Below are 26,439 nucleotides of genomic sequence, written 5' to 3' on the forward strand. Positions count from 1 at the left end.
TATTAGTTTTTAGTAGGAACAGCAATTGGTCCGAGGAAATTAAAAGCAATATTGAACGCAGAAATTCTGTCGCCTTTTTGGAAACTATTTTGGCCAAAATCGTAGAGCGAAAATGGAATTGAAATACCCAATTCTGAAACGTAAATATCACCGCGCTTATCATGCTTATGGCGTGATACATTTTCTTTTACCTCTCCACTAAACGTTCTTAAGCCACCAGTAGGAGTAGATAGCATATAAAATTTCACTACCCTTTTTCGTCCGTAGGAGAATGATTCCGCTTGGAGCGCTTCAAATGTTTGCATTGCTGGCTTTATAAAGTCCAAATGAAATTGGGCTAAAGCAAGTAAATAGTAAACGGTAGCAGTTTGATACTTCTCCTCACAAGCGAGAAGCAAATTTGTAACTTGCATGCAAAAATCCCAGTCTTTAGCATCGAAAGCAATTGCTTGATTTTCGCTTTCAAAAAAAGTGCTTCCTAATCGGCTGATCCACCAAGTTTTGAGTAGAAGAAAGAGACATCTACCATCATGTTTAATCTCTTCAAAATATTTAAATATATATTTGAATGCTTCTTTATTTTTCTGAATTAATTTTTCATTAGACGTCTCACTTTCTTTTCCAAAACCCAATTTTTTTCTGGCTCGTAAATAAATCCCGTATGTGAATCCTTTCGCCCTCATGGATTCGAAAATTTCGTCAGCTAAAGGTATATTGCCTATAATTTCGTAAAATCTAACCTTCCTAGCTTGGAAATCTTCTTGATGTTCTTCACTAATCCCTTCAGCTTCAGCCATTTCAAATAAGCTTAAAACATCTGTTTCTGCTTCTACTTTTTCTTCTTCTGTAAATACCTTTCCGGCTAATAATCTCTCTGTTGTCCAAGCCGCAATATCAACTGCTAAATAATTTCCAGGATTTGTACTGAAAGAATAGTTGTTAAGTTGCCTAACCTGCCAATAGTACTCCTTAGCTATTTCCGGCTCGCTAACATATTGGTGGGCTAAAAAACCACAAATTGTAGACAATTCTACACGTAAATATGATGCAATCATACGCCCAGAATTATTACCCAAATCCATTAAAGCTTGGCGAACCATATTTTCTGCGCGTTCTAGTAATTCAATATTGCTTTCTTCAATTTCAGGATAGTCTTTAATTTTTTTAACAATAGCCCGTAAGAACATTGCTTCCTTGAGTACTAGTCGCGGATGATACGCGAAGCGATCTTCCCTTAAACTCCGCAATATCTCGGTGATTTTATAATATGATTGTACATATGCATTAGTTGAGTTTGGACCAATTTCATTTAAAAGTTGTACAGCAAATTCAATTTGGCGATCTGCTGCGCCAAATTCTTCTCCCGAAACCGTCCTTACTCTTGTCAATAGCCCAGAAATATAGTCGATTTCTGATTGTTTTCCCCCTGCATATCTAGCAAGTATTTCTGCTTCCAAAGTAGTTCTCGGTCCTAATTCGATATTTCCATCTTCATCATCGTACCATTTTATTAAATTTATGGTATTCATTGCTTTAAAAATATGGGTTGCAAAACTGTCAAATCCTATTGCGTCCAACAATAGTTCAAACGGTACGTTCAAACCATATTGCCCAGGAACCATTATTGAAAATATCAAGAAATCTGCAACAGTAATTGTCTCTGATGCAAGGAAAATAGGTGTATCTAACAAACCATCGTCACTATCTTCCTGAGAAACGATTCCGGCTTTTGTGAATAAATCATATAAGTCAGTCTTCGTTTTATGTGAGTCTGATTTTTGATTACGTAATAAGTTAACAAAAAATTTATACTCATCGTGCAGTCCTGAACGGATACTTGCAAGATTTGTAGGAAGAAAGCGATACAAGAGTGCCAGCAAATTAGGCTCATTTTTATCCTTTATAACACTTGCAAGTAAAGGATTTATCGATTTTAAATAAGAAATAAATCGATTTCTCTCAGAAAGATTAAGATCTATTGGTGCCTCAATATAATTTTTGGGTCTTGCTTTTTCTTTCTCCAACTCAGTAATATAACAGCTACATACCAGGATAATATTACGACCCCTAGAATGGAGAAAACGTAAAAGTTTATAATATGGTTCCACTTCTAACATACCATCCCAAATGATAACCGTGCCTTTGGCTTTATTTTCCTCGGCCCACCGACAAAATAAATCGATATTCATTTCATCTCCACGTTGATAACGCTTAGGAATAAACAGTACTGGATATTTATACTCTTTACGTAATTCGTAAGTTAGTAGTCCTAGTGTAGTAGTTTTTCCACTACTTGTTTGACCAAATAATATAATGGGCTTTTCAGATTGTTCACGGTTGTTATAGGCGTTTATCACCGTTGATTTCAAGGTTTGATAAAAATCCCTTTCGAAAGCAAATCCTTGTTTGTAGCCGTCCCAATTCGGCAGGACATTTGTTGATGAAAGAAATCTTCTAAAGGCTGAAAATTGTTCTTCTTCTGATTTATCTTCGTTTCCTCCAAAAGTACTATCATCAGCAATAAATGCACCTTTCGAAACTTTACTAATAAGATCCTCTGGTAATTTTACACGCTCATGGGGAAGTGTTAGCCATTTGCCATAGTAATCATCTGTTCCTTTCGAGTCAAATTCTAGTTTACCAGTTGATGACCATTCTACAAATAATGACGCGAAAGATTCTTTAGTGACAACCGCTTTATTGTTTTCAACCAAGTCAATTACTCTATAATCATCTAAAAGTTCTTCAGATGCACTACAGATTAATATCTGTTCGTCCTCAAAAGCAGCAGCATATGTGTAAAGATCATCGATAGACAATTGGTCATCCAACCCATATCCTTCAACAACAAGCAGACCTCTAGGTGTTACTAGCGATGGTAGCCGACTTAATAATGCATTAGTAATATTTCGCCTCCTTGCTAAGTCTAATGGTTTTAAAGCTGGGAAATCGTTGCTATCGGCAGATCTTATATACCCCATTAAATAAGTGATATGAAGACGATTTTTATTTCTAGGGTCATTAACTAAATATCGTTCATTTACAATTGGCTGGACAGTGCGATTTCCAGAATCAAATGGTCTTTCTAAAATTGTGTCGATTGCCGAAGTATAGATAGCAGCCCATGGGAATTTTGAAATTTCCTCTAACCAAGAAGGGGTAGAAATACTTTTACATAGGCCCTCAAGCCACTGAAAAAAATTGGGGCTATAATTCGCAAGATTAAGATTTGTAAGTAATTTATAGGAAATTGCATCAATTTGTTTATCATCTGCGTATTTCGCTATTATTTTTTGCAAAATATGATCCAGTCCAGAATCCAATGCTAGGTAGTTCTGTCCTAAAAATAGAATTGCTGGTCCGTCTTGTAATCTCTTTACTACCTTGTCAAAACTCATATGAAAAAATTAATAAAATAGGTATCAATCAATTTTTAATTTTATAATAAATACCTTACAAACTTACAATTATATCTACTTATGATTTATACTAATTGATCAGTTAGCAAATAAAAACCATTTTCAATAATCAAAATTGTACATTGGAATAAACTTGATATTTTTCCGGTAATTATAACTAAATTTTACTTCAATCTAATATACAATTGTTTTGTTTATTCATTATATTTTTTTAATAAATGAGGAATCACAATCCCGGGCGATCTAGTGACAGCAAATTAATTGATCCATCGCAATTAATCAGAATTGAAGCATTACATAAAGGCTTTTTTTATCAGAATCTGTATGCTACATTATGTCTATTATGTTTTAGAGGTGCCAAAAGCATAGTTTTAACAGTAGAAATGGATGAAGATATAGAGATTACGATTGGAAATGAAATATACTATTTGCAAGTAAAAACAAGATCAAACCAATTACAACGTAAAGACATTGAGAGTACTATTATTCGATTTTCTAAAATTCGACAAGAGCATTTAGATGGAAAAAGGAATGGAATACCAGTTTTTGTAATTATCTCAAACCAAGAGCCATCTCCTCGTCTTAAACAATACATAACTACTTTAAATTGGAATGAAGTTGTTCAAATCTTAACACCAAGTAGTAAGCCTCATGCATTTTTGCCAATTCCACATTGGGACTTAGATAGTCTGATAAAAGCTTGTGTTGACGCGGCCAATTCTATTCCATTTTTAGCAATTTCTGCATCGACTCTCGTTTTTAAATTAACAGCTATAATTCACCATGCATGCACCGGTACAAGAAGTCATAGTTTTCATCCAAAAGATGTTATATTGCTTTTGGAGCAGATAGTTCAACAGCTCCAAGAATTTCCAGACTTGGGCTTCATCTATATAGCGCATGAGAATGAGCCAGTAGTAGAAGAAAATTTTAAAGTCTTGTTAATAAGCGGATTTTCTGGTTCAGGAAAAACGTCTTGGGCCTCTCATATGGCAATGCATTCTTCCGCGAATATGATATATTTAGACGTAAACCATCTGCCTGCAGAAACTGCCGCAACCAGTTTATCAAGGGAATTAATCGCAAGGTTTGTTGGAACCGAGAGGATTTTGATAAATGAAAAAGCCGGAATAGACCTATTAAGAGCTTGCTCTAAAGTTATACAGGAAAAAATGATCGATGTAATTATTGTCCTCGATAATGTTCATAGTATTCCTGCTGACAATATTTTCACGCTAATTTCTGCTTCGCACGATTTAAAATATATTTTGCTTGGACAACCGTTCTCTGAACAAAGTGTTCTCGAATTGAAATTAGGGATAAAGGCTAAATATTTTAATGGATGGTCTTTGGATACTATCGCAGAACTTGGAAAAAATCAAAATATAAAAATAAAAATCAGAACTGCAGAAAACCTCAAATTATTAACGGGAGGGCTTCCATTATATGTGATTGGTGCTTTATCAATTATCAAAAACGAATATTCTGGAGAGGCCGATATTTTTTGTGATGCAATGTTTTCCTTATCTCATACAGTGTCAACTCCACAAGAAATAATTCTGTCTAAGATATTTGACACTTTAAATTCCAAAGCAAAAACTGTATCTGCAATTTTAGGTTTATGTAAAATTCCCTTAACAAATGATGAAGCTATGGTTCTTTTGGAGAAGGGGATTACTAATAAAACTGATGCCGGCACAGCATTAAGGGAATTGAAAGCAAATTCAATCATAGTAAATTTCTCCAAAAATCAAATAGCATTACACGATGCGATAAGACCCTTAGCTGCGATCTATTTATTGAATTTTGATAAGGAAGTTATAACGATTATTAAAAAATGTATAGTAGAACTTTTGCAAAAATCCATTAACCTTGAACGAAACGTTTCAAGAATGAATTTTCTCATTAAGCTTCTTCCTGAAATAGGTGAATTAGCTACATTAGTCGATCTTGCAACAAATGAATTGTTCCATGAACAAGGAGATATCTTGTCTTTAAAATTTGAACTTGAAAATGCCGCAAATGATGAATGTTCTTCCTTTGCCAATCAATACTGGGCTCATGATGCTTTAGCCTATTGGGAATCCAGAGATGGGGGTATTCCTTCTAAAATTCGCTTACAAAAGCTGAGAGAAATTATTAAGAAAGGTAACCTGGGTTCAAAAGAAATGCTGGGCCTTTGCTTTAAAGAAATGATTAGTGAATCATCACTAAGTAATAAAACTAAAGTTGATAAGTTATTTAAACATGGCCAAAAACTTGTCGTAGAGGGAAGCCAAGAGCACAGGTTACTCAGGTATAACTATGCTGTGGCTCTTTATCGATTAGAGGAGTTCAATTTTGTTTTACCGATACTTGAAACGCTAATAAAGGATTATTTTATTCTGTTAGGTATACAGGAAGATTTGGTTAATTTTCGAGGGCTTGAAGAATTGGTCCCATTTTTAAATGATGATATTAAAACAGATGAGGTAAAACGATTAGGAGATGTTTTAAACTTTTGGTGTAATGTTAGAGTTGACCTTGGGCAGAGTCCACTGACTCGGCGAATTTTAGCAATGAAATTCTATTGTCTTGCGCATGCAGGTAGATCAGCTATTACAGCGGGCTTTGAATGTGTAGAAGATTTTATTCATATAATCAAAGACCCACATTTTGCAAAGCTTACAATGGAAACTCATGTGTTTCCTTTAATTAAGGAATTTGAGCTTTTGGATATGGTGATTGAAGCACGGGGAAGGTATGCAGTTACTTTGGCTTGGTGCGGATTAGCCAATGAAGCAAATGACGAATTGAAAAAAATTTCCAACTATGTCGGAGATAGCAGTTTTCCAAATTTTTTAAATGAATGTTTTGATAAGGTTGGGTTAATCACAAAAATTCATAAAGTCTCGAAAACATTGAAAAATAAAGGATCATAGGTTTATTAATAACTCCTTACAAATACCCGGCGATTTGCTTCTCTAATAAGACATCTGGTTTATCATTATGCTGCTTCGCTATGCAGATTTTGAAGCCCCTGGCATATACACTGTTGTATCGTCTCATAGATTATTGTATAATACTACGTGCAAGATCCGAAGGTTTATCCGAAGCCTATAATGCTCTGTACACTCGATTCTAATAAAACGCTAGATCCTTTAAGCACGTACTATTAGTTCTCTGTAATGTAAAGATTGTTATAATCATAATGCTGCCTGAGACAGTAAGTAGTTTTTCAAATTGCCCATTTGTACACATTGCCGCTTTATAATTATCCACGACCATTTCGCGTAAAGGTAAGCTTCAGCAGTTGTTACTTATTCTATAAATTATTATATTAGCATTAGTTTAAATATTGGTATAATGGGTAATTTACTCGGTAACGAAAAGTTTGAAGTAGAAGTTGACGGCGTAAAAATTATCGTGACGGAACATACTGTACAAGATCAGCAGGTATATCGCTTGATCTTTAATGATAAACGCCCGCCTTTGGTTATTACGAGAGTCTCCACCTGGCAAGGTGCTATGTGGACCAGTGTTCCACAAGGGCGGCAGCCTGAAGCGGAAACTTTTGGACAGATCGTTGCCCTGTACCTGGATCGGAGGTAATTTGTGTTATTATAATGGACAGCGTGTCTCTCGGACTGAGTTTATACGCCTGATGGACCTTGAAAAAGCAGTGATGAATTATGATTTTTTGGATCAGGATTTACACGATGGTTTTAGTTACGGAAATATTGCGGTGTTGAAGCCAACTGCTGACAAATGTAATTTTGATATAGTACAAATGGAATGGGGATTTATTCCGTACTATGTCAAAAACAGGGAAGATGTCAAGAAGATGCGCTTCGGTTACAAGGACGCTTCCGGCAAGTGGCACCAAGCCTATACAACGCTGAATGCAAAAGGAGAGGAGCTGCTTTTGGTAGATGAGAAAACCGGCAGAGAGAAAATGTTTCGCAAAGCGGCTCTTGAAAGGCGATGCCTTATTCTATCGAGCGAATTTTATGAGTGGCGTCACATTTTTCCGTTAAATAAAAGAACAGGTCAGCCGCTGAAGACTGCAAATAAGTATCCATACCATATCGGCTTAAAAAATAAAGAGTATTTTTTCATAGCAGCGATCTGGCAGAACTGGACGGATAAAGAGACCGGAGAAACGGTCGATACCGTTGCCTTGGTAACAACAGAAGCCAATTCAGTAATGAAGCAAATTCACAATAGCAAAAATAGAATGCCTACAATGCTTCCAGATGAATTAGCATGGGAGTGGATGATTGGCGATCTATCGGAGGAAAGGATTACGGAGCTCGCGACCTACCAGATCAGCGCATCAGAAATGGAAGCCTATACAGTAGAAAAAGATTTCAAAACAAAAGGGACACCAGGAAAGGCATTTGTATATGCGGAGGTGCCGGAACTCGCATATGAATTATAAATAAAGCCGTGCGCTAATGGCACGGCTTACATCATATTCCTATCTATTTCAGATGCTATTTCTGCTAAAAGCTCTCCGTCAATATCTGGAGGATCTATCGCCTCTAATCCATTTCCTGTACCTCCGAAAACGACTTACAGACCGTCAATTTCTGTGGTAAATAAAAGTTTATCATTATCGACGTAGGGCTGTATTAAGTACGCTTTATCCCTTACCTTTACTTCAAAATAATCCATAGGTCACTTTTCACTATAACCTCATAGATGCTTAAATTGTTTTATTTACTGTGACTGATTTGATTTATATTAGAAAGTTGGCAAGTAAGATCTTACTCAATTACCATTTTACCTAAAGAAGAAATTAACATCCCATAAGTATTTAGTAAAGCATTTTTATTCCCTGACTCTTTTCGTTCGAGGTAATCGATTATTTCAATTAAATATCTTCTAAACATTTTGTTCTCATTCAAAGAGTTCATACTTGGAAATAAATACGACATTCGATACTCCAATGTATTGTATCTATATAGAATTTGTTTAGCATTTTCGAGATCGTAATTCTTTGCTTCCCATTTAGAAATGGTACTATCCATCTCGTTTTTAAAATGGTTAAGCTCTTCTCTCTTCATAGTCATTAATGCTATTTTTTTATCCATATCCAATGAGCGTTCATGGTTGGAGTTGGCTATTGATTGAATAGTAACGGTTAAGTAAATAAATATGCAGATGTTAATGATGGAGAGAAGAGGGTTTAGGACACCGCCCATAAAATCACCAAATTGCGCCCATTGTGAAATATCATTTGACAGTGGTGAGGTAGAAAATTTAATGAAGAATAATAAGATTGAAAGTACTATGAGCGCACAACACACACCCATAGCGATAATTAATTGTTTGTTATATTTCATTGTTTTAATGTTCGGTTTTTTTCTTGTTTTATCCAACCTTATCTTTGAGCCTATATTTAAATCAACGGATTGCTGTAGCTTAAATGTTTAGATGCCGCAAACGTTGTAGAACTCCGTAATTCTTCCGTACATTTCATGCGAGAAAATATACCATTCCATTGCGTTCATGTCTTGCATTTTGTTTCCGTTGATTCGCCCTTCATTTAATAACGTATAAAAATCAGGGCCCGATCCAATTGTGGCATTTTTTTCTACTATGGAAGGAATATATTTTCCGCTGGTAAAGGTATCAGAGAGCAATTGTTTTTTTCCATCCAGCCCTCGCATATTTAAAAGCTCCAGCCCCGATTCAAGCTGCCTGGAAAAAAAAACATTGAAATAGCCTTTGGGATTTAATGATGCTTGGATGGCTCTCATTGATGCAATGGTATTATTGATAATTTTTCCCTCGCTTGGCAAATTACTACTCAAAAGAAATTCTTCAAGATCAAATTCTTTTGACTTTGAATAAGATTCTTTATAGTTGTTTGTCAAATTAAAAAGTAAAAAGCCAAGATCAAGTTCTCTAACAAAATTTTCCGGACGATTTCCCCAAACTGCCATATATTCTTTGTCAATCTTCAATTTACCTAAAACGTTTACGTCCAAATTTAAGACCACTGTCGCAATTGATGATGCGACATCGTATGCTTCATAAACATCACTTATTCCTAAGATATTTGAAACCATATGGAGTGCACAGTTGTACTCCCACATCTGCTGATTGTAAACAATTGTTCTCATCATTTTTTTTTGGAAGTTCTCTTTTGCCTTTTCCCGATGCTCTCCTTCAGGTATCTGCGCTATTACGTTTTTTTCAAGTATAGTTTCTTCATAAATTGCATTTACCTCTAACAGTGATGCAATTGATATCGGAGTCCTTAAGCTCAAACCATTATTTGGTTCCCAAAATCTCATGAAAAGGATAGGATTCTTAGTAAGATTGCCCAGCGCATCAAATCTTAATCCACTGGTAATTCGCCATTTCCAAGCATCAAGTGGTGTATGGTAATTTGCCTCACCAGTTATTTCCGGATAATAGTCAAGGTATCTTAATTTTTTTTCCAAAATTTTGTAAGATGCCATTTTATAAAACTCCTTTTCGTCCATGCTAAATTTGGAATTGACCGCTTCATATAGACTGAGAATTCTTTTTTGTCCCCATAGCGATGAAAGATGATCGATGTGATGCCTTATTTCATGGTACAAGATTTTTTTTCCTGGTAGTTGTGAAATTTCAGATTTGGAAATTTCCTTTAGCTGCCTTGAAGTTATTGTTTCCAGACTGATGCAGAAAGATGTCGGCGAATAAGATGCAACATTTTCACTAATTGTAGGGAATGAAACTCCTGTTTTTAATTTTCGCATATTTGATTAAGGTTATAGCCGAAGCTATGGTTTATTCTACTCGATTTAAATCTTCGATTTCAAATATTTTAAATCAGTCAAAATTTCCTCTACGGCACTTTTTACTTGACTTATTTCACTTTTTGGCTGTGGCATTTGCCTGCTCTGATAACTATGAAATTGCCATATTTCCAATACATCAGCTACCTCTACTGTATAAGGTTTGAATTCCGGGTTAAGGGATTCCAGCAAGAACAGGTGCTCTTCCATTGTTACAAATTTAAAAACGAAGTCCTGCGCATCGTTTAAAATCAAAATACAGGGCGTTTGGGGCTTAATTTCGCGCCAATCTTCAACGAACCGACAAATAACCTCACTGCCGGAAGGAAGCGGCAACATCGAGTCTCCACTGATCGGGAACATACGAAATGTCCCACCCGGCAGGTTCGGTAATGTAAACTTTGGTAGGGCTGCAATAAAATCAGGATCGGCGTGGCCTGCCAGATAACCCGCTTTAGCTTTTACAGGAATATACTCCAGGTTTTCTTTGTTTTCTGCATTCACAGTAATCGTCAGTAGCCTCAACTTCTTTCCTGAGATATATTCCAGACCGCCTGTCTCCAGCTTCCTTAACTCAAAATCACTCCACCTGGTGAGATCTGATTTTACAAGGTCGTCTACGGAAAACTTAAAAAAGGCAGCAATTTTTATAAGGTCTACCAATGGCGGGTTTTCTGTCTTCCCATTTTCCATTGCAGTATACTTGGCACGGGTATATCCTAACAGTTCAGCCTGCTGTCCCTGGCTAAATTTTCGGCGTGTCCGGAGCAATTTTAAATTGCTGTGGAAAAAAACTTTTGCGTCTGTCATTTTGTAATGTTATTATAGATGACATTCATTTTGTTACTATTAGTGACAAATGTATAAAAAAATATTGTGAAAAATGGAAAGGCAAGTAATTCACTGTGATTTGGATACATTTTTTGTATCGGTTGAAAGGCTATTAAACAGTGACCTGAAGGGAAAGCCTGTGTTGATCGGAGGCAGTTCCGATCGTGGTGTTGTGTCATCCTGCAGTTATGAGGCCCGAGCGTATGGCATTCATTCAGCCATGCCGATGAGGTTGGCAAGGCAATTATGTCCAGAAGCAATTCTGGTTCGTGGAGACCATGACCTTTATTCGAAGTATTCCAATATCGTTACAGAAATCATTGAGCAGCGGGTGCCGGTAGTGGAAAAGGCCAGTATTGACGAGCATTATATCGAAATGACCGGTATGGACAAGTTTTTTGGCACTTGGAAGATGACCCAGGAGTTACGGCAACTGATCATGAAAGAAACCGGTCTGCCGATATCCTTTGGCCTTTCGGCCAATAAAACCGTAAGCAAGATTGCGACCGGTGAGGCAAAGCCCTGCGGAGAAAGAAAGATAGATCAGGGATCGGAAAAACCATTCCTTGCGCCACTGTCAATTCGTAAAATTCCTGGGATCGGCGAAAAAACCTACCCGGTTCTGAGAAACATGGGCATTTCACGAATTATAACGCTCCAGGAAATGGATGTTTTTACGATGAAACGGGTAATGGGAGAAAACGGGGTAATGATCTGGAAAAAGGCAAATGGCGTGGATGACAGCCGGGTTACACCCTTCCATGAGCAAAAAAGTATGAGCAAGGAAAATACTTTCCAGCAAGATACCATTGATATGACCATTCTCCGTAAAATTATGCTCTCTATGGTCGATGAATTGGCTTTTGATCTGCGCCAAGAAAATAAGCTGACTTCCTGCATTACGGTGAAGATCAGGTACAGCAATTTTGATACGCATACGCAGCAAATGAAAATACCTTTCACCGCATCAGAGCGTGTGATCTCAGAAAAGGTATTGGCTTTATTCCATAAGCTCTACAGCCGACGGATGTTGATCCGGCTAATAGGGGTAAAATTTAGCAATCTGATCCAGGGCAGTTATCAGGCTGACCTTTTTGATGACAGGCAGGAGGATTTAAATCTTTCGAGGGCTATGGATCATATCAGGATGCGTTTTGGAACTAAATCAGTCATGAGGGGCTTTGCCTTGCCGGAAATAGAAAGATAGGAGGAAATGTGGGATGTTGCTAAACGTACATAGTTGTTATAGCCTGAGATATGGCACTTTAAGTCTCGATCAGATAATCGAAGGCATGCTGCTTTGCGGGTATGACACTGCAGTGCTAACCGATATCAATAATTCTTCGGCCTCACTTAATTTTATAAAAAAATGCAGAACTGCGGGGCTTAATGGTCTTGCCGGTATGGAATTCCGAAATGGCGATCAGCTCCTTTATATCGGGATCGCAAAAAACGAATACGGTTTTCAGGAACTAAACGAATTTATGACGAAGGCTAACAGGGATGAAGTAAAATTACCATCTACGGCGCCTGAATTCAACAATGTTTTCTTGATATATCCCTATGGTGCCATTGACGTAAAAGGATTGCGAGATAATGAATTTATCGGAATCCAACCTACGGATCTGAATAGAATTGTATTCGAGCCTGCCTCAAACTATGACCGGTATGTGATCCTGCAAACGGTATCTTTCCGTAAGCATGAGTTTAAGCTGCATACCCAACTTCGTGCAGTCGCGCACAACCTCCTTATCTCTCAACTTCAATCCAGCCAGGTAGGCAGGCCGGATGAAGTGTTTTTAACGAAGGTGCAGTTGTTGAATGCTTATAAACATTTCCCTACCCTGATCAGCAATACCAACAAGCTCCTTGGGCAGTGCTCCTTTGATTTCGATTTTAAGAAGATAAAAAATAAAGAGACTTTTACGGGGAACAGGTATGATGATAAACAATTGCTTCAAAAATATGCTCTGGACGGCCTAAAGCGACGGTATAATTCTGGTGATAAAGTAGCAAGAGACCGTGTTCTAAAGGAACTGGATATTATTGATAATTTGAACTTTTCCAGCTATTTTCTAATTACTGACGATATATGCCGATATGCAAGGAGCAAGGATTTTTATTACGTAGGAAGAGGGAGCGGAGCAAATAGTGTTGTGGCCTATTGCCTTGGAATTACTGATGTTTGTCCTATAGAATTAAATCTTTATTTCGAGCGGTTCCTAAATCCCAAGCGCCAAAGTCCGCCGGATTTTGATGTTGACTTTTCTTGGACAGACCGGGACGAGATTTACGATTATATTTTTCGACGTTATCAATCCGGGCATACTGCTTTGATGGGTGCTATGAGTACCTTTCAGGACAGATCCATGATACGCGAGATGGGTAAAGTTTATGGCCTGCCTAAAGGCGAAATAGACCGAATGGTACTTGAACCTGACAACATGCTTAATAAAAATGAGGTCACGGATACCATCCTTTCTATTTGTGGGCAGCTGCCTCCGGATTTCCCCAACTTACGCACCATCCATGCCTGTGGTGTACTTATATCTGAAAAGCCAATAACTTGCTACTCTGCGCTTGACTATCCCCCTAAAAATTTACCTACGGTTCAGTTCGATATGCATGTGGCCGAAAGTATAGGGTTTGAAAAATTCGATATCCTAAGTCAACGCGGACTCGGGCATATTAAAGAGTGTATAGATGTTATTAAAGTGAATCGCGGGAAGGATGTTGATATCTCCAATCCTCATCGCTTTTTCAATGATCCAAAGATCGCTGACCAACTACGTTCGGCCAATACGATAGGATGTTTTTATATTGAATCTCCAGCAATGCGCCAGCTGATCAGTAAGCTAGACTGCGATAATTACCTCACCCTGGTGGCAGCTAGTTCAATTATACGACCCGGTGTTGCCAGTAGCGGCATGATGAAAACCTATATTGAACGACATAAAAATCCGGAAAAGGTCCAATACCTGCATCCTGCCTTTAAGCAAGAACTGGAAGATACTTACGGCGTTATGGTATACCAGGAAGATGTTATGAAAATCGGCCACCGGTTCGGTGGCCTCGACCTGGCGGACGCGGATGTATTACGCAGGATGATGTCGGGTAAGTACAGGAATAAAAAGCATTTGGTAGAAATAGAAGATAAATTCTTTGCCCATTGCAAGGCCCAGGACTACCCGGAGGAAATTTCAAAAGAGGTCTGGCGGCAAATGGAAAGTTTTGCCGGTTATTCCTTTAATAAAGCGCACTCCGCATCTTTTGCCGTCGAAAGCTACCAAAGCTTATTCTTAAAAACCTACTACCCGATTGAGTTTATGGTTGGTGTGCTTAATAATTATGGTGGATTCTACAACAGGATGGTCTATGTCAATGAGGCTAAAAGAGCAGGAGGAGAAATCCAGCTTCCCTGTGTCAATGAAAGTGAACTGCGCACTTCAATCCAGGGAAAGCAAGTCTACCTTGGCTTTGACTGTATTTTAAACCTGGAAGGCAAATTAGCGGAGCGGATACCGGCGGAGCGTTTGTTACAAGGGGAATATACCAGCCTGGAAAATTTCACACTCCGCACTAGTGCGTCGCTGGAGCAACTGATTATTCTTATACGCTGTGGTGCCTTCCGTTTTACAGGTATTGGCAAAAAAGAATTATTATGGGAGGCCCATCTATTATTGTCTGACAAAAGGAAAGAGAATACCAGTGCTCTTTTGTTTGAAAATATGATGGCAAAACCGGTGCTGCCAAAATTGGAAACCCATTTCCTGGAAGATCTATACGATGAAATACAGCTTTTCGGTTTCTGTGTCTCGGGGAGCTTGTTCGATATTGCAAAGTCAGAATATCGAGGTGGTATAAATGGCAAAGATTTGAAAGAGGCGGAAGGTCGGATTGTACGTATTGTGGGCGTTCTGGCAACCTACAAAATTGTTCCAACCAAGAATGGTACAACCATGAAGTTTGGAACTTTTTTAGATGTGGAAGGCAATTTTTTCGATACCGTCCATTTCGCACCATCACTTAAAAAGTATCCGCTGTATAGTAGTGGACTGTATTTAATCGAGGGCAAGGTCGTGCTCGATTTCGGGTGCCCGGCTATTGAGGTTATCAAATGCGGACGAATGCCTATGCAACCTGATCCAAGAAGCGCATAACGATTATTACAATGCAAATTTAAAATTGTTGGCAAAAACATATCGACAAATAATCATAATACATTGAAATATAAATCAATATATGTACATTGTTTTATAATTTTATATTATGTCAGCAAAGGTTATTTTTTATATCAAAGTGGTGCTTTCAAAAAATAAAGCGCTATGGGTCTTTAGAAACGTCCTCCTTCTATTGTTTATATACTGGGGAGCTCTACTTAAGGCTCAATCTACTGCAGAAGGCCTGACAGCCGCACTTTCCACAGCGTACAAACAAAATGACTTTCCGGGCTTTAGTGTAGCCATTGTAAACAGCGATAGTATTTTATATGAAAATGCCTTTGGCTTCGCTGATCTGGAAAAGAAAATACCTTATACCACAACCACTGTACAGCCTATTGCATCCCTAAGTAAGCTGTTCATTGGAATGGCGGTTATGAAAGCTATAGAGCAGGGTTTGTTTACGTTGGACACGGATATCAACAGCATATTGCCTTTTAAAGTAACACATCCGTACAGCCCTGAAATACCTATTGCCTTAAAGCATTTGGTTACGCATACCTCCGGGATTACGGACAATGCCGACACGTACAAAAAGACTTACCTATACAACGTACCCATTCAGGAGGATAATCCGATTTACGGGCAGCTAAAATCCAAAGGATATGGCGCTGAAGGGAAAGACACTACTTTGGCTGCGTTCCTCACGGATTATCTGAGCCCTTCCGGTTCCTATTATTCCAAGAAAAACTTTAGTAAAAGCGCACCGGGTAAAAGATATGAATATTCAAATATTGGCTCCGACCTGGCCGCCTGGCTGATAGAACTGAAATCAAGTATGTCCTTTTCCCAGTATACGCAAAAGCATATTTTGCAACCCCTCCAGATGACACATGCCACCTGGTCTACCGCCGACGCAGACCAGGAAAAGCTGTCCGCCCTATATACCGGTGATGATAAACCATACCCAAAATACAGTTCCGTAGCCTACCCTGATGGAGGGCTTACCACTTCTTGTCATGAGCTGAGCCTTTTTCTGAATGAAGTAATTGCCGGACAGCAAGGGAAGGGGCAAATTCTTAGCCCGGCTTCTTATGCTACAATGCTTCAACCTGCCTTTTCAGACTCCTATAAACCAGAAAATTTAGACCCCGCAGAGCCGAATATCGGTGTGTTTTATGCCATAAAGAAAAGTGGTGTTATCGGTCATAGCGGCAGTGATGGCGGTGTTACCGCTTTTCTGTTTTTTAACCCCGTTAAGGGCTATGGTATGCTATTCCTAGCCAATACCGAAATGGAAGGGCTCAATGGTATCAATAAAAACCTGATGACAGGCTTCGAGAAAATGTGGGGCATTATGGGCCAGTATGCGGGAAAATTGCAATCGGATAAATAACGACAAAAGAATATTAAAGCATGGTAACTTTTGAGCTAAGGCGGAAACAGAAAAAGCCATGTATGGGTTTTACCTTTTCCGTCCAGCTGCTGGTAAACCTTTAGAAATAATTAGATAACAAATAAAAGATGGAAAGAAAAGACTTGATTGAACTGGTAGAAAAGATCAGGAATGCGGAAGGTGTATCGGAAAAGGAAAACGATGATTTGATAGATCAATTCCTGGCCCATGTTCCTGACCCTAATGCCGCAAACTATATTTTTGAAAAGGAATACGAAGACCTTTCAGCGTCGGAAATAGTTGACCGGGCTTTGGCTTATAAACCATTTATGTTATGATAAAATTTTAAAAATACGATTATGAATCAAAATCAAAAACTGATGTCAAATGGTGAGCAAGAGCTATTCTCTAATAACAGGTAACTGGTAGGAGGGAAGATGGTTATCCTTACAATTAGAGGATGAGGATGAGAAATAAGCGTTCCAGGATCTACCTGTTTGTACTTTGCCGGAAAGCATCTTTAATACCAATCAGATAAGTAAAATAAGCACGATGTTTAACATTATTATTTCAGCATTACTACTTTTAGCTGTCGTTATTGGGATTACACTTAAGCTTAAAAATTGGAAGCAACGGATCGTCTTTTTAGCTGTGATCTTTATTTGTGTTCCCCTTACCTTATTGTATTGGTACAAATGGGGCTTTACTAATAGAGAAGCTAAGTTGAGGGAGGCTGAGGTAACCTGCAGGCAGAAAAAAACTATTGATGAACTGCATATACTTTTTATCGGTTATGATGAAAAGGATGTAAAGGAGAGATGTTTCTCTGTTCATAAAAATTCGCTGGGCGACATTCTGGACACTAATAATCATCAGGTTGAAATTAATGCAGACCATGCTGACTTCTATTACAGTCACCCCTTGCAGGCTGACGAAAAGTTAGAGATTACAATAGGCCATAATCAATACGCCATTTCAAATTTCGTATTAACTGCGGTTGCAAATTATAATATGGGTGGCCCTGTTATCAGCGGCTGCAGGATAGATAGCGCAGATATAAATGGAAAAAGAATGGCTCTGGATCAAAATATTATTATTCATAAAACTGATAGCTATAATGATTAAACGGTTTGGTATATCGGTACCGACATTGATAATAATTCTTGCTTTTGGCCTTGTGAAACAGGGTAATGAACCCTTGAATATCAAGGACTTTAGATTAGACTTCAACATTGAAAATTTCTATGCCCCGTCCCTTGAAAAAGCAAAACTTTACAAGGAACAGAGGGATGCGATACTAAATGGTAAAGGCGAGAAAGAATTCGGTGATAAGCTCATTGATCCCTGGAGTTTTGAAACCATCTCTATAGAAGCGGTTTTTGTGGACGATAATTACGAATCGTCCAACCAGCTTGTAGGGACGCAGTATAATATGAAGTCTTGGACAGAAGGTAGTGAAATTGCTCACTATGGTGATATGTATTTTGATGCGTTACATATGATGCGTAGCAAGGAAGGGGATTTTATGGCGCTGGTAGCTACAAATCAAAATGAGAGTGAAGCGTCTTTCAAAAAATTACTTTCTGAAATTAAAACGAAATATGGCAAGCCGAAAGTATCCGCCGAAGATTTCTTCGGCGGATACTATCTTTATTCCTGGCAGCTAAGAGATCGCTTGTTAGCTATATGTTCTAAATACAATAACAAAGCAAATGAGCTGAAAATTGCTGTGGATTTGGATCAACAGGAGATTGATTCCTCTAATAAGCCAGCTTTCGATTCAAAGCTTTTTATCGTAAACAATAAATACAAAGATGCTTTGTCCGGGCATTTGAAATCAGGCGCCTGGCTTTATTTTAATGATCTTTTAAAAAAATAATTTTGAATCTTTTACTGCCACTATTCGAGATTGTAGGCTTTTAAATTATAGAATTCTATTTCGGTATTTTCCCAAGCCGCTAGGGCTAGTTCATTTCCTTTTAATGGGCTGTAGAATAACTCAACTTGTAATTTTGAATTAAGGTAAACCAGGTATTTATCATTCCGTTTTAGAACAGTCACCTTATAGGATGTTCCTTTTTTTAGTGCAGGATGATTATTTTTTGAATGTTCTATCTTGTCATGTTTGTGGTCACCACCATAACAGTTTTTGATTGTGATGCGACGACGGCTAATAGATAGCCAAGTAGATCCTAGGCTATCGTCATAACCCCAATAAATTGACAATGCTGTTTTGTATTTTTTGGAGACTTCCCGGATAACAAACGAAGCTTGAATTTCAAAATCTTTCGAGTAATCAATATGAACATTTTTGTTGTAATATGCCCAATTGCCATTTGATTTTTTATTAGTAATTTTTAATAGGCCATTACCTATCGTTGCGGTTACAGCGGAATCTTTATCTGAATCTTTGCTCCATTCATTTTTGTTGTCATCGAAATTATCTTCAAATGAGTAATTATTGATTCGTCGATCTGAGGTAATAGATTGAGCGAAAATTTGAAAGTTTAAGAGGCAAAATGCAACAAAGAAGAATTTTTTCATAAATATTTTTTTGATTGAAACTTTTAGATTAATTAGGAAAATCATAAACAATTCGGGATTTGCTATGAAAACTTAAAATTTTTTAAGCAAGCGACTAAATGTCAATTTTTTTTACGATATTTCTGTTAATCAACTCGATTGTACTGCAATTACTAAAATGGTATTTTACCGAGAAAGTAGTTAATGGTCATGATTTTAGATTCAAGATCAAATTTGGAAATTGATACATTAATTGTCGCTTCATTATCCAAATTTTGGGTAATCAATAACTCTAATGCCGAAATTAAGCCCTTCTCATACCGTTTTGTAGCATATTCTAAAGCTGTGCGCGTTGAATGTTGAGTACTGACTGCGGTTTTATAAGTTAGGAGTGATGTTTGCCCATCATTGAATGCTTGATAAACGTCCTTCTTTAATTGGAGCTTTGCTTCATCATCGAGGTAATTGGCCGTTTGAATATCAATTTGGGCTTGTCTTATTGCGTATCTGGTCGATAGCCCATTAAATAGTGGGATGCTTATTCCAAGGGAAAAAGAATGCGAAAGGTTATTGCGCAACTGCTTTCCCCAAGGCATATTCTGTATTTCACCATTGGGAAGCATCTCAAAATAAGTGGATGAGTAATTAGTGCCCATTGATGCGCTAAGACTTAATCTAGGGTAGAGGCTAGCCTTTGTAATCTTATAATTTTCATTGGCGATCTTTCTATTAATTCCTGTCCCTAAAGTCTTGGCAAACCGCGTTACAGCTATATTGTAGATTGTAGCAGGTGTCAATGACAAGACATCGAGACTTAAGTTTTGTAGATTAGAATCTTCAAGAGATAATTGTTCTTCAAAATCAAGATTTAGTAGAGCTTTTAACTCAATTATTGCTAGTTCTTTGTTTAAAAGAGCTTTTATATATGCAGCGCTATCCAGGGAAAGCTGCCCTCGTACCTGTGCAAGATCTTGCCCGTTACTTCTGCCTGCACGAAGTAACTGGTCGGTTTGAGCTACTTGTCGTGTGCTAAGATCTAATTTCCCTTGCCCGATTTTTATCTGCTCTTGGGCAAGTAATATCTTTATGTATGCAGTTGCTATACTTAGAAATAAATCATTTTCCGATTCTTCTTGTTCAGTATCTACCACATTTCGCATCAATTCTTTTTTTTTGATTTCATGCTGCTTCTGAAACCAACCGAACAACAAGACATTTCCCGAACTATTTAGGCCAGTAAATTCGTAAGAACTATTTTCAAATTCATTGGTGGTTGGATTGATTGATCTACCGTAGTTGCGTCCATAATTTGTGTTTATTGAAATACTAGGCAACAAAGAAAGTTTACTTTGTTCAAATTGCAATTGTGCAGTACGTTTGCTAAGTACAGTACGATTTATAGTTAGATTGTTTTTCTTCGCGTATTCAATACAACTACTTAAGGTCCATGTTGTGTCATGCCCACTGGCAATATGTGATATTGACAATATAAGAAGCGTCCAGAAGGTGAATTTGCCATTGTATTTACTTTTCATTTATCTTCTATGTTTTCCATAAATGTTTTCAAATAATCTTTGTAACAGACTTTTATTTTCTGTCATGATTTCGGCAATTCCAACGATTTGGGCTTGCTCTGGAATTAACTTATCAGAATTAGATTTTAAACCATTTACCAAATCAATGTCAATTGCGAATGTCGTATCCATTGCCACACTCGATTTTGATTTGACAATACCCTTCAAACTCCCGTATTCCTCATAAGGATAAGCGTAAAGCTTTATCTGGACTTTTTGGTTTGGTTTAACCTTGCCTGCTCCGACAAGGCTTATGTCTCCTCTTGCAATGTATTTTTGAATTGGTGGGGTAACGACCATTACTGCTTCTCCAGCCTGAACAAATTGATTCTCTTTCCAATATTTAAAAAATACAACTTGACCAGAAACTGGTGTTCGTAATACATACATCTCTTCCCATTTAGCATAACTTCCGTTGTAGGCTTTCGCTGCATCCCTAATTTTTTGTAGCAAAGCATTTTCATCTATTTGATATTGGATAATAGCATCAGTCATATTTTTCTGAATCTCCTTTTCCTGTAACCTACTTTGCAATATGGTTGCGTAATTCCCCTCGGTGTTTATCTGTTGATTTAATAGTTCCTTCTGTGCGGTTTCATATTCGACTCTTGACATCACAGTCTGTGCAACCAACGAAGAATCTAAAGAAAATCGCTGTTGCTGAATGTTTAATTGTTCCTTTAAACGTTTGTCCTTTTTTGACAGTTGTTCCGAAAGCATTGATTGATATCCTGACTGCTGTTTGAGGTGCCCAATCTTTGCAGCATACCCATTGTGTTCCAAAAAGAACCGGTAATTCATTAACGCTTGTAGTATTGAGATATAATCATTCTGCAGATCACCTAAATTCATAGGATTTGAACTAACATTATATACCATTTCCTTAAGGTCTATACTCGTGTCGATAGATTTAGCAATATTGGTAACAGCCAAAACATCTTTGAAATTGGCTGTATTCGACAGGATACAAAGAATTTGATTTTTTACTACTGAGCTGTTATTTTCAACTAATATGCTTTGTATTGGAAGGTTGTTTCGCGCAATTATTTGAACCGGTGGATTCGCAGATGAAATGGTAACCTTAGCTGGAATAATATCTGGATATTTAAAAAATCCGGCACCTACCAATAGTCCAATAAATAATATTGCCATAAGGGAAATCCCCCATCGGGTAATCCAGGAGGGGAATCGCCCCATTATTTCCTGGACTTCTTCGGAACGGTGGATATAAGGTTCATCCTTTTCCGCTATTCTTTGCTGCCCGTTTGTATGATTTAATTTTTCTGACATTTTTTTAATTTTAATTACCCAGTTCCAGTTGGTTCTTGATAAGGTCAAAATACAATCCTTGCCTTGCAGCTAATTGTTCATGTGTTCCAGTCTCAACAATTTCGCCTTTTTCCAATACCACAATCTGGTCAGCGTGTTTGACAGTACTTAGTCTGTGAGCAATAACAACCACTGTTTTACCTTTAAAAAATTCTGACAAATTTTGTATAATAATCTTTTCGTTATTTGCATCTAATGCACTGGTAGCCTCATCAAAAAATAAATATTCTGGATCTTTGTAAACGGCCCTTGCGATCTGGATACGTTGTTTTTGACCAGTACTTATCCCTGCACCAGTATTACCAATTTTTGTCTGATATCCGCTAGGAAGTTCCTCTATGAACTCCCTAATGTTTGCAACAGAAACGGCCTTTTTTAATTTAATTACATCTACATGCTCATCACTTAATGACACGTTTCTTGCAATTGAATCTGAGAAAATTGTGCCTTCCTGCATTACCGAGCCAACTTTACTCCTCCAAAGTCCTGGGGAAATAGTATTAAATGATTTGCTTCCAATAAAAATATCACCTTTTATAGGTTCATAAAATTGCAAAAGCATTTTCATTAAGGTAGTCTTCCCGCTGCCAGATGAGCCTACGATAGCAGTAACTTTCCCTTCGGGTATTAAAAGATTTATATTTTTTAGCACAAACGGTGATTGAGGACCCTCATATTGAAATGAAATATTCTCCAATCGTATTGCACCAAGATTATTTTCTATCTCCTCATAAGGTGATCCAGAATCGGTTTTTTCTTCCTGCTTGTTATGTATTTCGCCAAGCCTTTCCAAACTGATTTTCGCGTCTTGTGCTGCTTGGACAAAACCCAGTAACTGATCAAGGGGTCCGTTCATTTGACCAATTATGTAGCTTACAGAGAGCATCATACCCAAGGTCATTTGTCCTTCTATTACTGCGTTTGCACTGACAAATGAAATCAATATATTTTTTAGCTGGGTAAAAAATACAGAGCCTACTTGTTGATATTGGCCTAGAGCCAAACCTTTTACACTGATCTTATATAGCTTTGCCTGTGTTCTTTCCCATTCCCAACGCTTTGCTGTCTCGCAGTTATTAAGCTTAATTTCCTGCATTCCGGTAATCATTTCAAAAAGGATATTTTGATTATCACTTAAGCGTTGAAAACGTTTGTAGTCTAGTTCTTTCCTTCGTTTTAAAAATATCACAATCCAGCCAACTGAGGCGGTGCTAAAAAGTAGAAAAACTATTAAAATAGGAATATTGTAGATTGCAAGAACTATGGAAAACACAATTAGGTTAACAAATGAAAATAAGGTTGAAAGCGTTGTGCCAGTTAAAAAATTTTGAATCCTTAAATGGTCTCCAATTCGTTGTTGTATATCTCCGATCATCTTAGAATCGAAGTATCTTATTGGCAAGCTTAACAATTTTACTAAGAAGTCTGAAATGATGCTAATATTAATTCTACTGTTCATATGCAATAGAATCCAGCTTCGGATCATCTCAATTACAGTCGTTCCAAGAAATAATAGCAGTTGACAGATTAAGATTAGGTAAACGTAGCTGATATCTTGACGATTTACTCCGTAATCAACCAAGCTTTGAGTCAAAAATGGAAATATTAAAGAGAATAATGCAGCCAACAATACACTTATAAAAAGTTGGATTAGGTATCTGCGGTATGGTTTTAGATAATTGAAAAGAAAACCAAAGCCACTCTTGGCTTGATGTATCCCCTCTTCATTAAAAAAATTTTGAGTCGGCTCAACCAAAAGTATGATGCCGGTCGTATTAGAATTTAGCCAGCATTTAAGGAAGGTTTCTTCATCAATTCTTACCATCCCATGTGCAGGATCTGCAATAGTAATCTTTGAATTTTTTTTTCCAAATCTTTGGGGGGGAAGAACTACGAAATGGCTTTGGTTCCAATGTATGATTGCAGGTAAAGGTGCGTCATTTTTCAAAGTCTCATAGCTGATCTTACTTGAAAGAGTCTTAAATCCTATTTTTTCAGCCGCTTCACTTATTCCTAGTAAACTTACACCATCACGAGTTAAATAGCTTTCATTCCGGAGATATTCAAGGGAGTAATTTTTACCATAGTATTTAGCAATCATCCGGACGCAGGTAGGCCCGCAATCCATTGCATCCAATTGTTTGTAAACAGGAAATTTTTTCAAATTTGGTGTTTTAAAGGCTATTTAATAACGACATCGGAAAGACCGTAATGTGCGATTGCATTCATTTTTAATGGGTTTGTACTCCAAGGTTCCCAAGTACATGTGTATGGATCATAACCACATTTTAGTGGCTTACTTAACTGATTTTCAGGATTGTCCAGAAATGCCCGACAATCAGTGCATACATGTCTGAATTCACAGTCTTTACAAACCTCAATAACATCCTTATTATATCTCCAGGATCGCTTAAACTCATCATGGTTAATAGCTTCTATTAGCTTGGTGTCCGAAATGTTTCCAAAAGACTTCCGCATGGAAGGACAATTTTTAATATTACCATCCAAATCAATTCCTACTTTTTTATTCAAGCATGAATTAAACTTTAATGATTCAGTAAATGATTCAGTTGAGGAAACGAACACACCAGGATGGATTACACCACAGCATAATTCGCTGGAAATTTTCTCTGTCCTATATAATATTGGCACCATGTACTCAGGTGATTGGTCATTAATTTCCTGAGCGCTGCTATGTATAGTAAGGCTTGTTATCCGTTTATGATTATCGCAAAAAGATTTCCATTCGAGAGTTGATATGTTTTCGTTATGTGGGACTATCAAGCTTACTGAAATTACAGTTGATTCATCAAAGCTTATTAACAATGTATTCAACTTGTCGATTGATAGTGGTTGGTAACTCCGCAATTCCACATATTTGCAATCCAATTCATCGAGTTGACTAGCGATTGCGAGAAAGTTATCGTAAACAGTCGGCCCAATATCAATCAGGGCATATGTAAGGTCAGAAGGGGAATCCCATTGCAAGTTTAAAGGAGGAAAAAGATTATGAATGCTTGAAAAGAATATCAATTCTTCCTTTATCAATAGTGAAAAATAATCGTCGATTGTATCATCATATTCGTTATCGAAGTGCTTTTTAACGTCTTCAATATTTGAACCTTGGAATTCAACCAGCAAGTCAAATAATGAATTAGGAATCAGGTGGAATTTACCTCTTTGAAGATCACAGATTGTACTCCTTTCGGCTCCTTTTACAAGTTGACAGTTAGCAAATAACCTAAATGGAAGTTCAGTTTTCATAAAAAATAATCAGAATAACTTTGAAATAGGTTTAAAAGGAGGATAAACACTGCAGAGGTGGCTTTTGTATCTTTCGATATATACATATTTGTTTACAAACACTGCGTGCTCTTTTTTTATTGGCGACAATTTCACAAATGATACCGGTAATTTGGGCATGATTTGGAGTGGAATCACTTCGGTAATTTTCATAAATATTCAGCAATTTTTTTTTCTATATAGAAATTACCGGCAGAAGATAGGAAACCATATTGTCCATACGGATTAACTTCCAAAAAGCAGTATTGTTGATCAGTTGTATAAATGAAATCTAATGAGCCATAATTCAAACCAACATTTTCCATCAACGTTGAAATTTTCATCTTTAGATCTTCTGGCAGATCAAATGGAACCTGTCGAATGGGATTATCATGATTGTCTTGTCTACCGTCAATCCGAGTTTGCTCATCAGATTGAGAGAAAATAGCAACCGCATGTATGTCCTTCTGGAAATAGAAAACGCGAATTTCAAATTCCTTTTCAACTAATTTTTGAATAAAAGAGGGAAGGAATTCTTCTGCCATACCGTTGATTATTTCATCGGTTACTTCAATAGTTTGTTGCCCACTTAAAATAATTTGTGAAGTATTAATACGAATACCGTTATCAATACTCTTATTTATAATTCTGCCCCATTTATTTTTGCAATGCTGTAAAGCTTTCTTCGTGATAACCACTTCTGAGGGAGGAATAATAAAGCCAACTTTTGAAGCTTCCTTTAATACTTTTAACTTGTTTATTTTGAATTCAGATGCAGGATTTAGTCCAAAAGTTTTATTCATCAAGTTTTCTGATCCTAAGAATGAAAAAATGGTTTTCGCCTCATTTTCGAGGAATCTGGAAATCTGTAGATTTAATTCTTTATCTTCTATAGGAAGAGGCGGTACTGTTAGGTTACCACCGTTAAAATAAAATGAATTCGTTGATGAATACAAATCAGAGTCACTCTTTAAGTTAATTACATCAGACTTGAAATTCAATTTCAAAAAATCATTAATAAAGCTTAATCGTTCAAAATCCTTCTTGAAATTGATAAGCCATTGGATGACCAGTAATGTCGTATCATCTGTTGGCCTTGTTAATAAGTAGACCATAGAAATTCGAAAGATTGTTTAGAAGAAAGTTGTCACT

19 protein-coding genes are annotated in these 26,439 nt (G+C 37.2%); 9 read left to right on the forward strand and 10 right to left on the reverse strand.

Annotated elements, in window-relative coordinates; translation table 11 throughout:
• Window positions 1–2: 2 nt before the first annotated feature.
• The gene (locus tag DFQ12_RS20640) at window positions 3–3,398 is read right to left on the reverse strand and encodes a hypothetical protein (protein ID WP_120260926.1); all 3,396 of its coding nucleotides are present in this window, start codon (window positions 3,396–3,398) and stop codon (window positions 3–5) included.
• Window positions 3,399–3,802: 404 nt separating this feature from the next.
• Here DFQ12_RS20640 and DFQ12_RS20645 point away from each other — a divergent pair, with 404 nt between their 5' ends.
• The 3 genes from DFQ12_RS20645 to DFQ12_RS20650 all read left to right on the forward strand — a co-directional run bounded on the left by DFQ12_RS20645 (window position 3,803) and on the right by DFQ12_RS20650 (window position 7,839).
• Window positions 3,803–6,340 carry an ATP-binding protein gene (locus DFQ12_RS20645; RefSeq protein ID WP_167457321.1) on the forward strand — a complete coding sequence of 846 codons (2,538 nt, stop codon included), beginning with the start codon at window positions 3,803–3,805 and terminating at the stop codon, window positions 6,338–6,340.
• 424 nt (window positions 6,341–6,764) lie between these two features.
• Window positions 6,765–7,010, forward strand: a complete 246-nt coding sequence (locus tag DFQ12_RS28195) for a hypothetical protein (protein ID WP_167457322.1) — start codon at window positions 6,765–6,767, stop codon at window positions 7,008–7,010.
• A gap of 52 nt (window positions 7,011–7,062) precedes the next feature.
• A complete protein-coding gene (locus DFQ12_RS20650; protein ID WP_167457323.1) occupies window positions 7,063–7,839 on the forward strand; it encodes an SOS response-associated peptidase in 777 nt (258 codons plus the stop codon).
• 328 nt (window positions 7,840–8,167) lie between these two features.
• Here DFQ12_RS20650 and DFQ12_RS20655 read toward each other — a convergent pair whose 3' ends face one another.
• The 3 genes from DFQ12_RS20655 to DFQ12_RS20665 all read right to left on the reverse strand — a co-directional run bounded on the left by DFQ12_RS20655 (window position 8,168) and on the right by DFQ12_RS20665 (window position 11,002).
• Window positions 8,168–8,746, reverse strand: coding sequence for a hypothetical protein (locus tag DFQ12_RS20655; protein ID WP_120260929.1), 579 nt, complete (start codon window positions 8,744–8,746; stop codon window positions 8,168–8,170).
• 87 nt (window positions 8,747–8,833) lie between these two features.
• On the reverse strand, window positions 8,834–10,153 hold the full coding sequence (locus DFQ12_RS20660; RefSeq protein ID WP_120260930.1) for a hypothetical protein: 1,320 nt from the start codon (window positions 10,151–10,153) through the stop codon (window positions 8,834–8,836).
• Between the two features lie 45 nt (window positions 10,154–10,198).
• Window positions 10,199–11,002 (reverse strand): XRE family transcriptional regulator, encoded by an 804-nt coding sequence (locus tag DFQ12_RS20665; protein ID WP_120260931.1) that lies wholly within the window; start codon window positions 11,000–11,002, stop codon window positions 10,199–10,201.
• A 73-nt stretch (window positions 11,003–11,075) separates the two neighbouring features.
• Between DFQ12_RS20665 and dinB the strand changes: the two genes are divergently transcribed.
• From dinB to DFQ12_RS20695, 6 genes are all read left to right on the forward strand, one after another.
• On the forward strand, window positions 11,076–12,230 hold the full coding sequence (gene dinB / locus DFQ12_RS20670; protein WP_120260932.1) for a DNA polymerase IV: 1,155 nt from the start codon (window positions 11,076–11,078) through the stop codon (window positions 12,228–12,230).
• A 13-nt stretch (window positions 12,231–12,243) separates the two neighbouring features.
• Window positions 12,244–15,183, forward strand: a complete 2,940-nt coding sequence (locus DFQ12_RS20675) for a DNA polymerase III subunit alpha (protein WP_120260933.1) — start codon at window positions 12,244–12,246, stop codon at window positions 15,181–15,183.
• 109 nt (window positions 15,184–15,292) lie between these two features.
• The gene (locus DFQ12_RS20680; protein ID WP_120260934.1) at window positions 15,293–16,579 is read left to right on the forward strand and encodes a serine hydrolase domain-containing protein; all 1,287 of its coding nucleotides are present in this window, start codon (window positions 15,293–15,295) and stop codon (window positions 16,577–16,579) included.
• 128 nt (window positions 16,580–16,707) lie between these two features.
• Window positions 16,708–16,917 carry a bacteriocin immunity protein gene (locus tag DFQ12_RS20685; RefSeq protein WP_120260935.1) on the forward strand — a complete coding sequence of 70 codons (210 nt, stop codon included), beginning with the start codon at window positions 16,708–16,710 and terminating at the stop codon, window positions 16,915–16,917.
• Window positions 16,918–17,131: 214 nt separating this feature from the next.
• Window positions 17,132–17,704 (forward strand): hypothetical protein, encoded by a 573-nt coding sequence (locus tag DFQ12_RS20690; protein ID WP_120260936.1) that lies wholly within the window; start codon window positions 17,132–17,134, stop codon window positions 17,702–17,704.
• Window positions 17,697–18,458: a hypothetical protein gene (locus DFQ12_RS20695; RefSeq protein WP_120260937.1), complete on the forward strand. Its 762-nt coding sequence runs from the start codon at window positions 17,697–17,699 to the stop codon at window positions 18,456–18,458. The genes DFQ12_RS20690 and DFQ12_RS20695 overlap by 8 nt, the downstream gene beginning before the upstream one ends.
• Window positions 18,459–18,478: 20 nt before the next feature.
• Here the strand turns inward: DFQ12_RS20695 and DFQ12_RS20700 are convergent, their stop codons facing one another.
• The 6 genes from DFQ12_RS20700 to DFQ12_RS20730 form a co-directional block, all read right to left on the reverse strand.
• Window positions 18,479–19,123 carry a hypothetical protein gene (locus DFQ12_RS20700; RefSeq protein ID WP_147420449.1) on the reverse strand — a complete coding sequence of 215 codons (645 nt, stop codon included), beginning with the start codon at window positions 19,121–19,123 and terminating at the stop codon, window positions 18,479–18,481.
• Between the two features lie 152 nt (window positions 19,124–19,275).
• Complete coding sequence (locus DFQ12_RS20705; protein ID WP_120260939.1) at window positions 19,276–20,637, reverse strand: TolC family protein; 1,362 nt, start codon at window positions 20,635–20,637, stop codon at window positions 19,276–19,278.
• Window positions 20,638–21,828, reverse strand: a complete 1,191-nt coding sequence (locus DFQ12_RS20710) for an HlyD family secretion protein (protein ID WP_167457324.1) — start codon at window positions 21,826–21,828, stop codon at window positions 20,638–20,640.
• A gap of 148 nt (window positions 21,829–21,976) precedes the next feature.
• A complete protein-coding gene (locus DFQ12_RS20715; RefSeq protein ID WP_120260941.1) occupies window positions 21,977–24,169 on the reverse strand; it encodes a peptidase domain-containing ABC transporter in 2,193 nt (730 codons plus the stop codon).
• 17 nt (window positions 24,170–24,186) lie between these two features.
• The gene (gene gwsS, locus DFQ12_RS20720; RefSeq protein WP_120260942.1) at window positions 24,187–25,269 is read right to left on the reverse strand and encodes a grasp-with-spasm system SPASM domain peptide maturase; all 1,083 of its coding nucleotides are present in this window, start codon (window positions 25,267–25,269) and stop codon (window positions 24,187–24,189) included.
• 188 nt (window positions 25,270–25,457) lie between these two features.
• The gene (locus tag DFQ12_RS20730) at window positions 25,458–26,402 is read right to left on the reverse strand and encodes an ATP-grasp domain-containing protein (RefSeq protein WP_120260944.1); all 945 of its coding nucleotides are present in this window, start codon (window positions 26,400–26,402) and stop codon (window positions 25,458–25,460) included.
• Between the last annotated feature and the right edge of the window lie 37 nt (window positions 26,403–26,439).

Source organism: Sphingobacterium detergens (assembly GCF_003610355.1).
Classification (GTDB): Bacteria; Bacteroidota; Bacteroidia; order Sphingobacteriales; family Sphingobacteriaceae; genus Sphingobacterium; species Sphingobacterium detergens.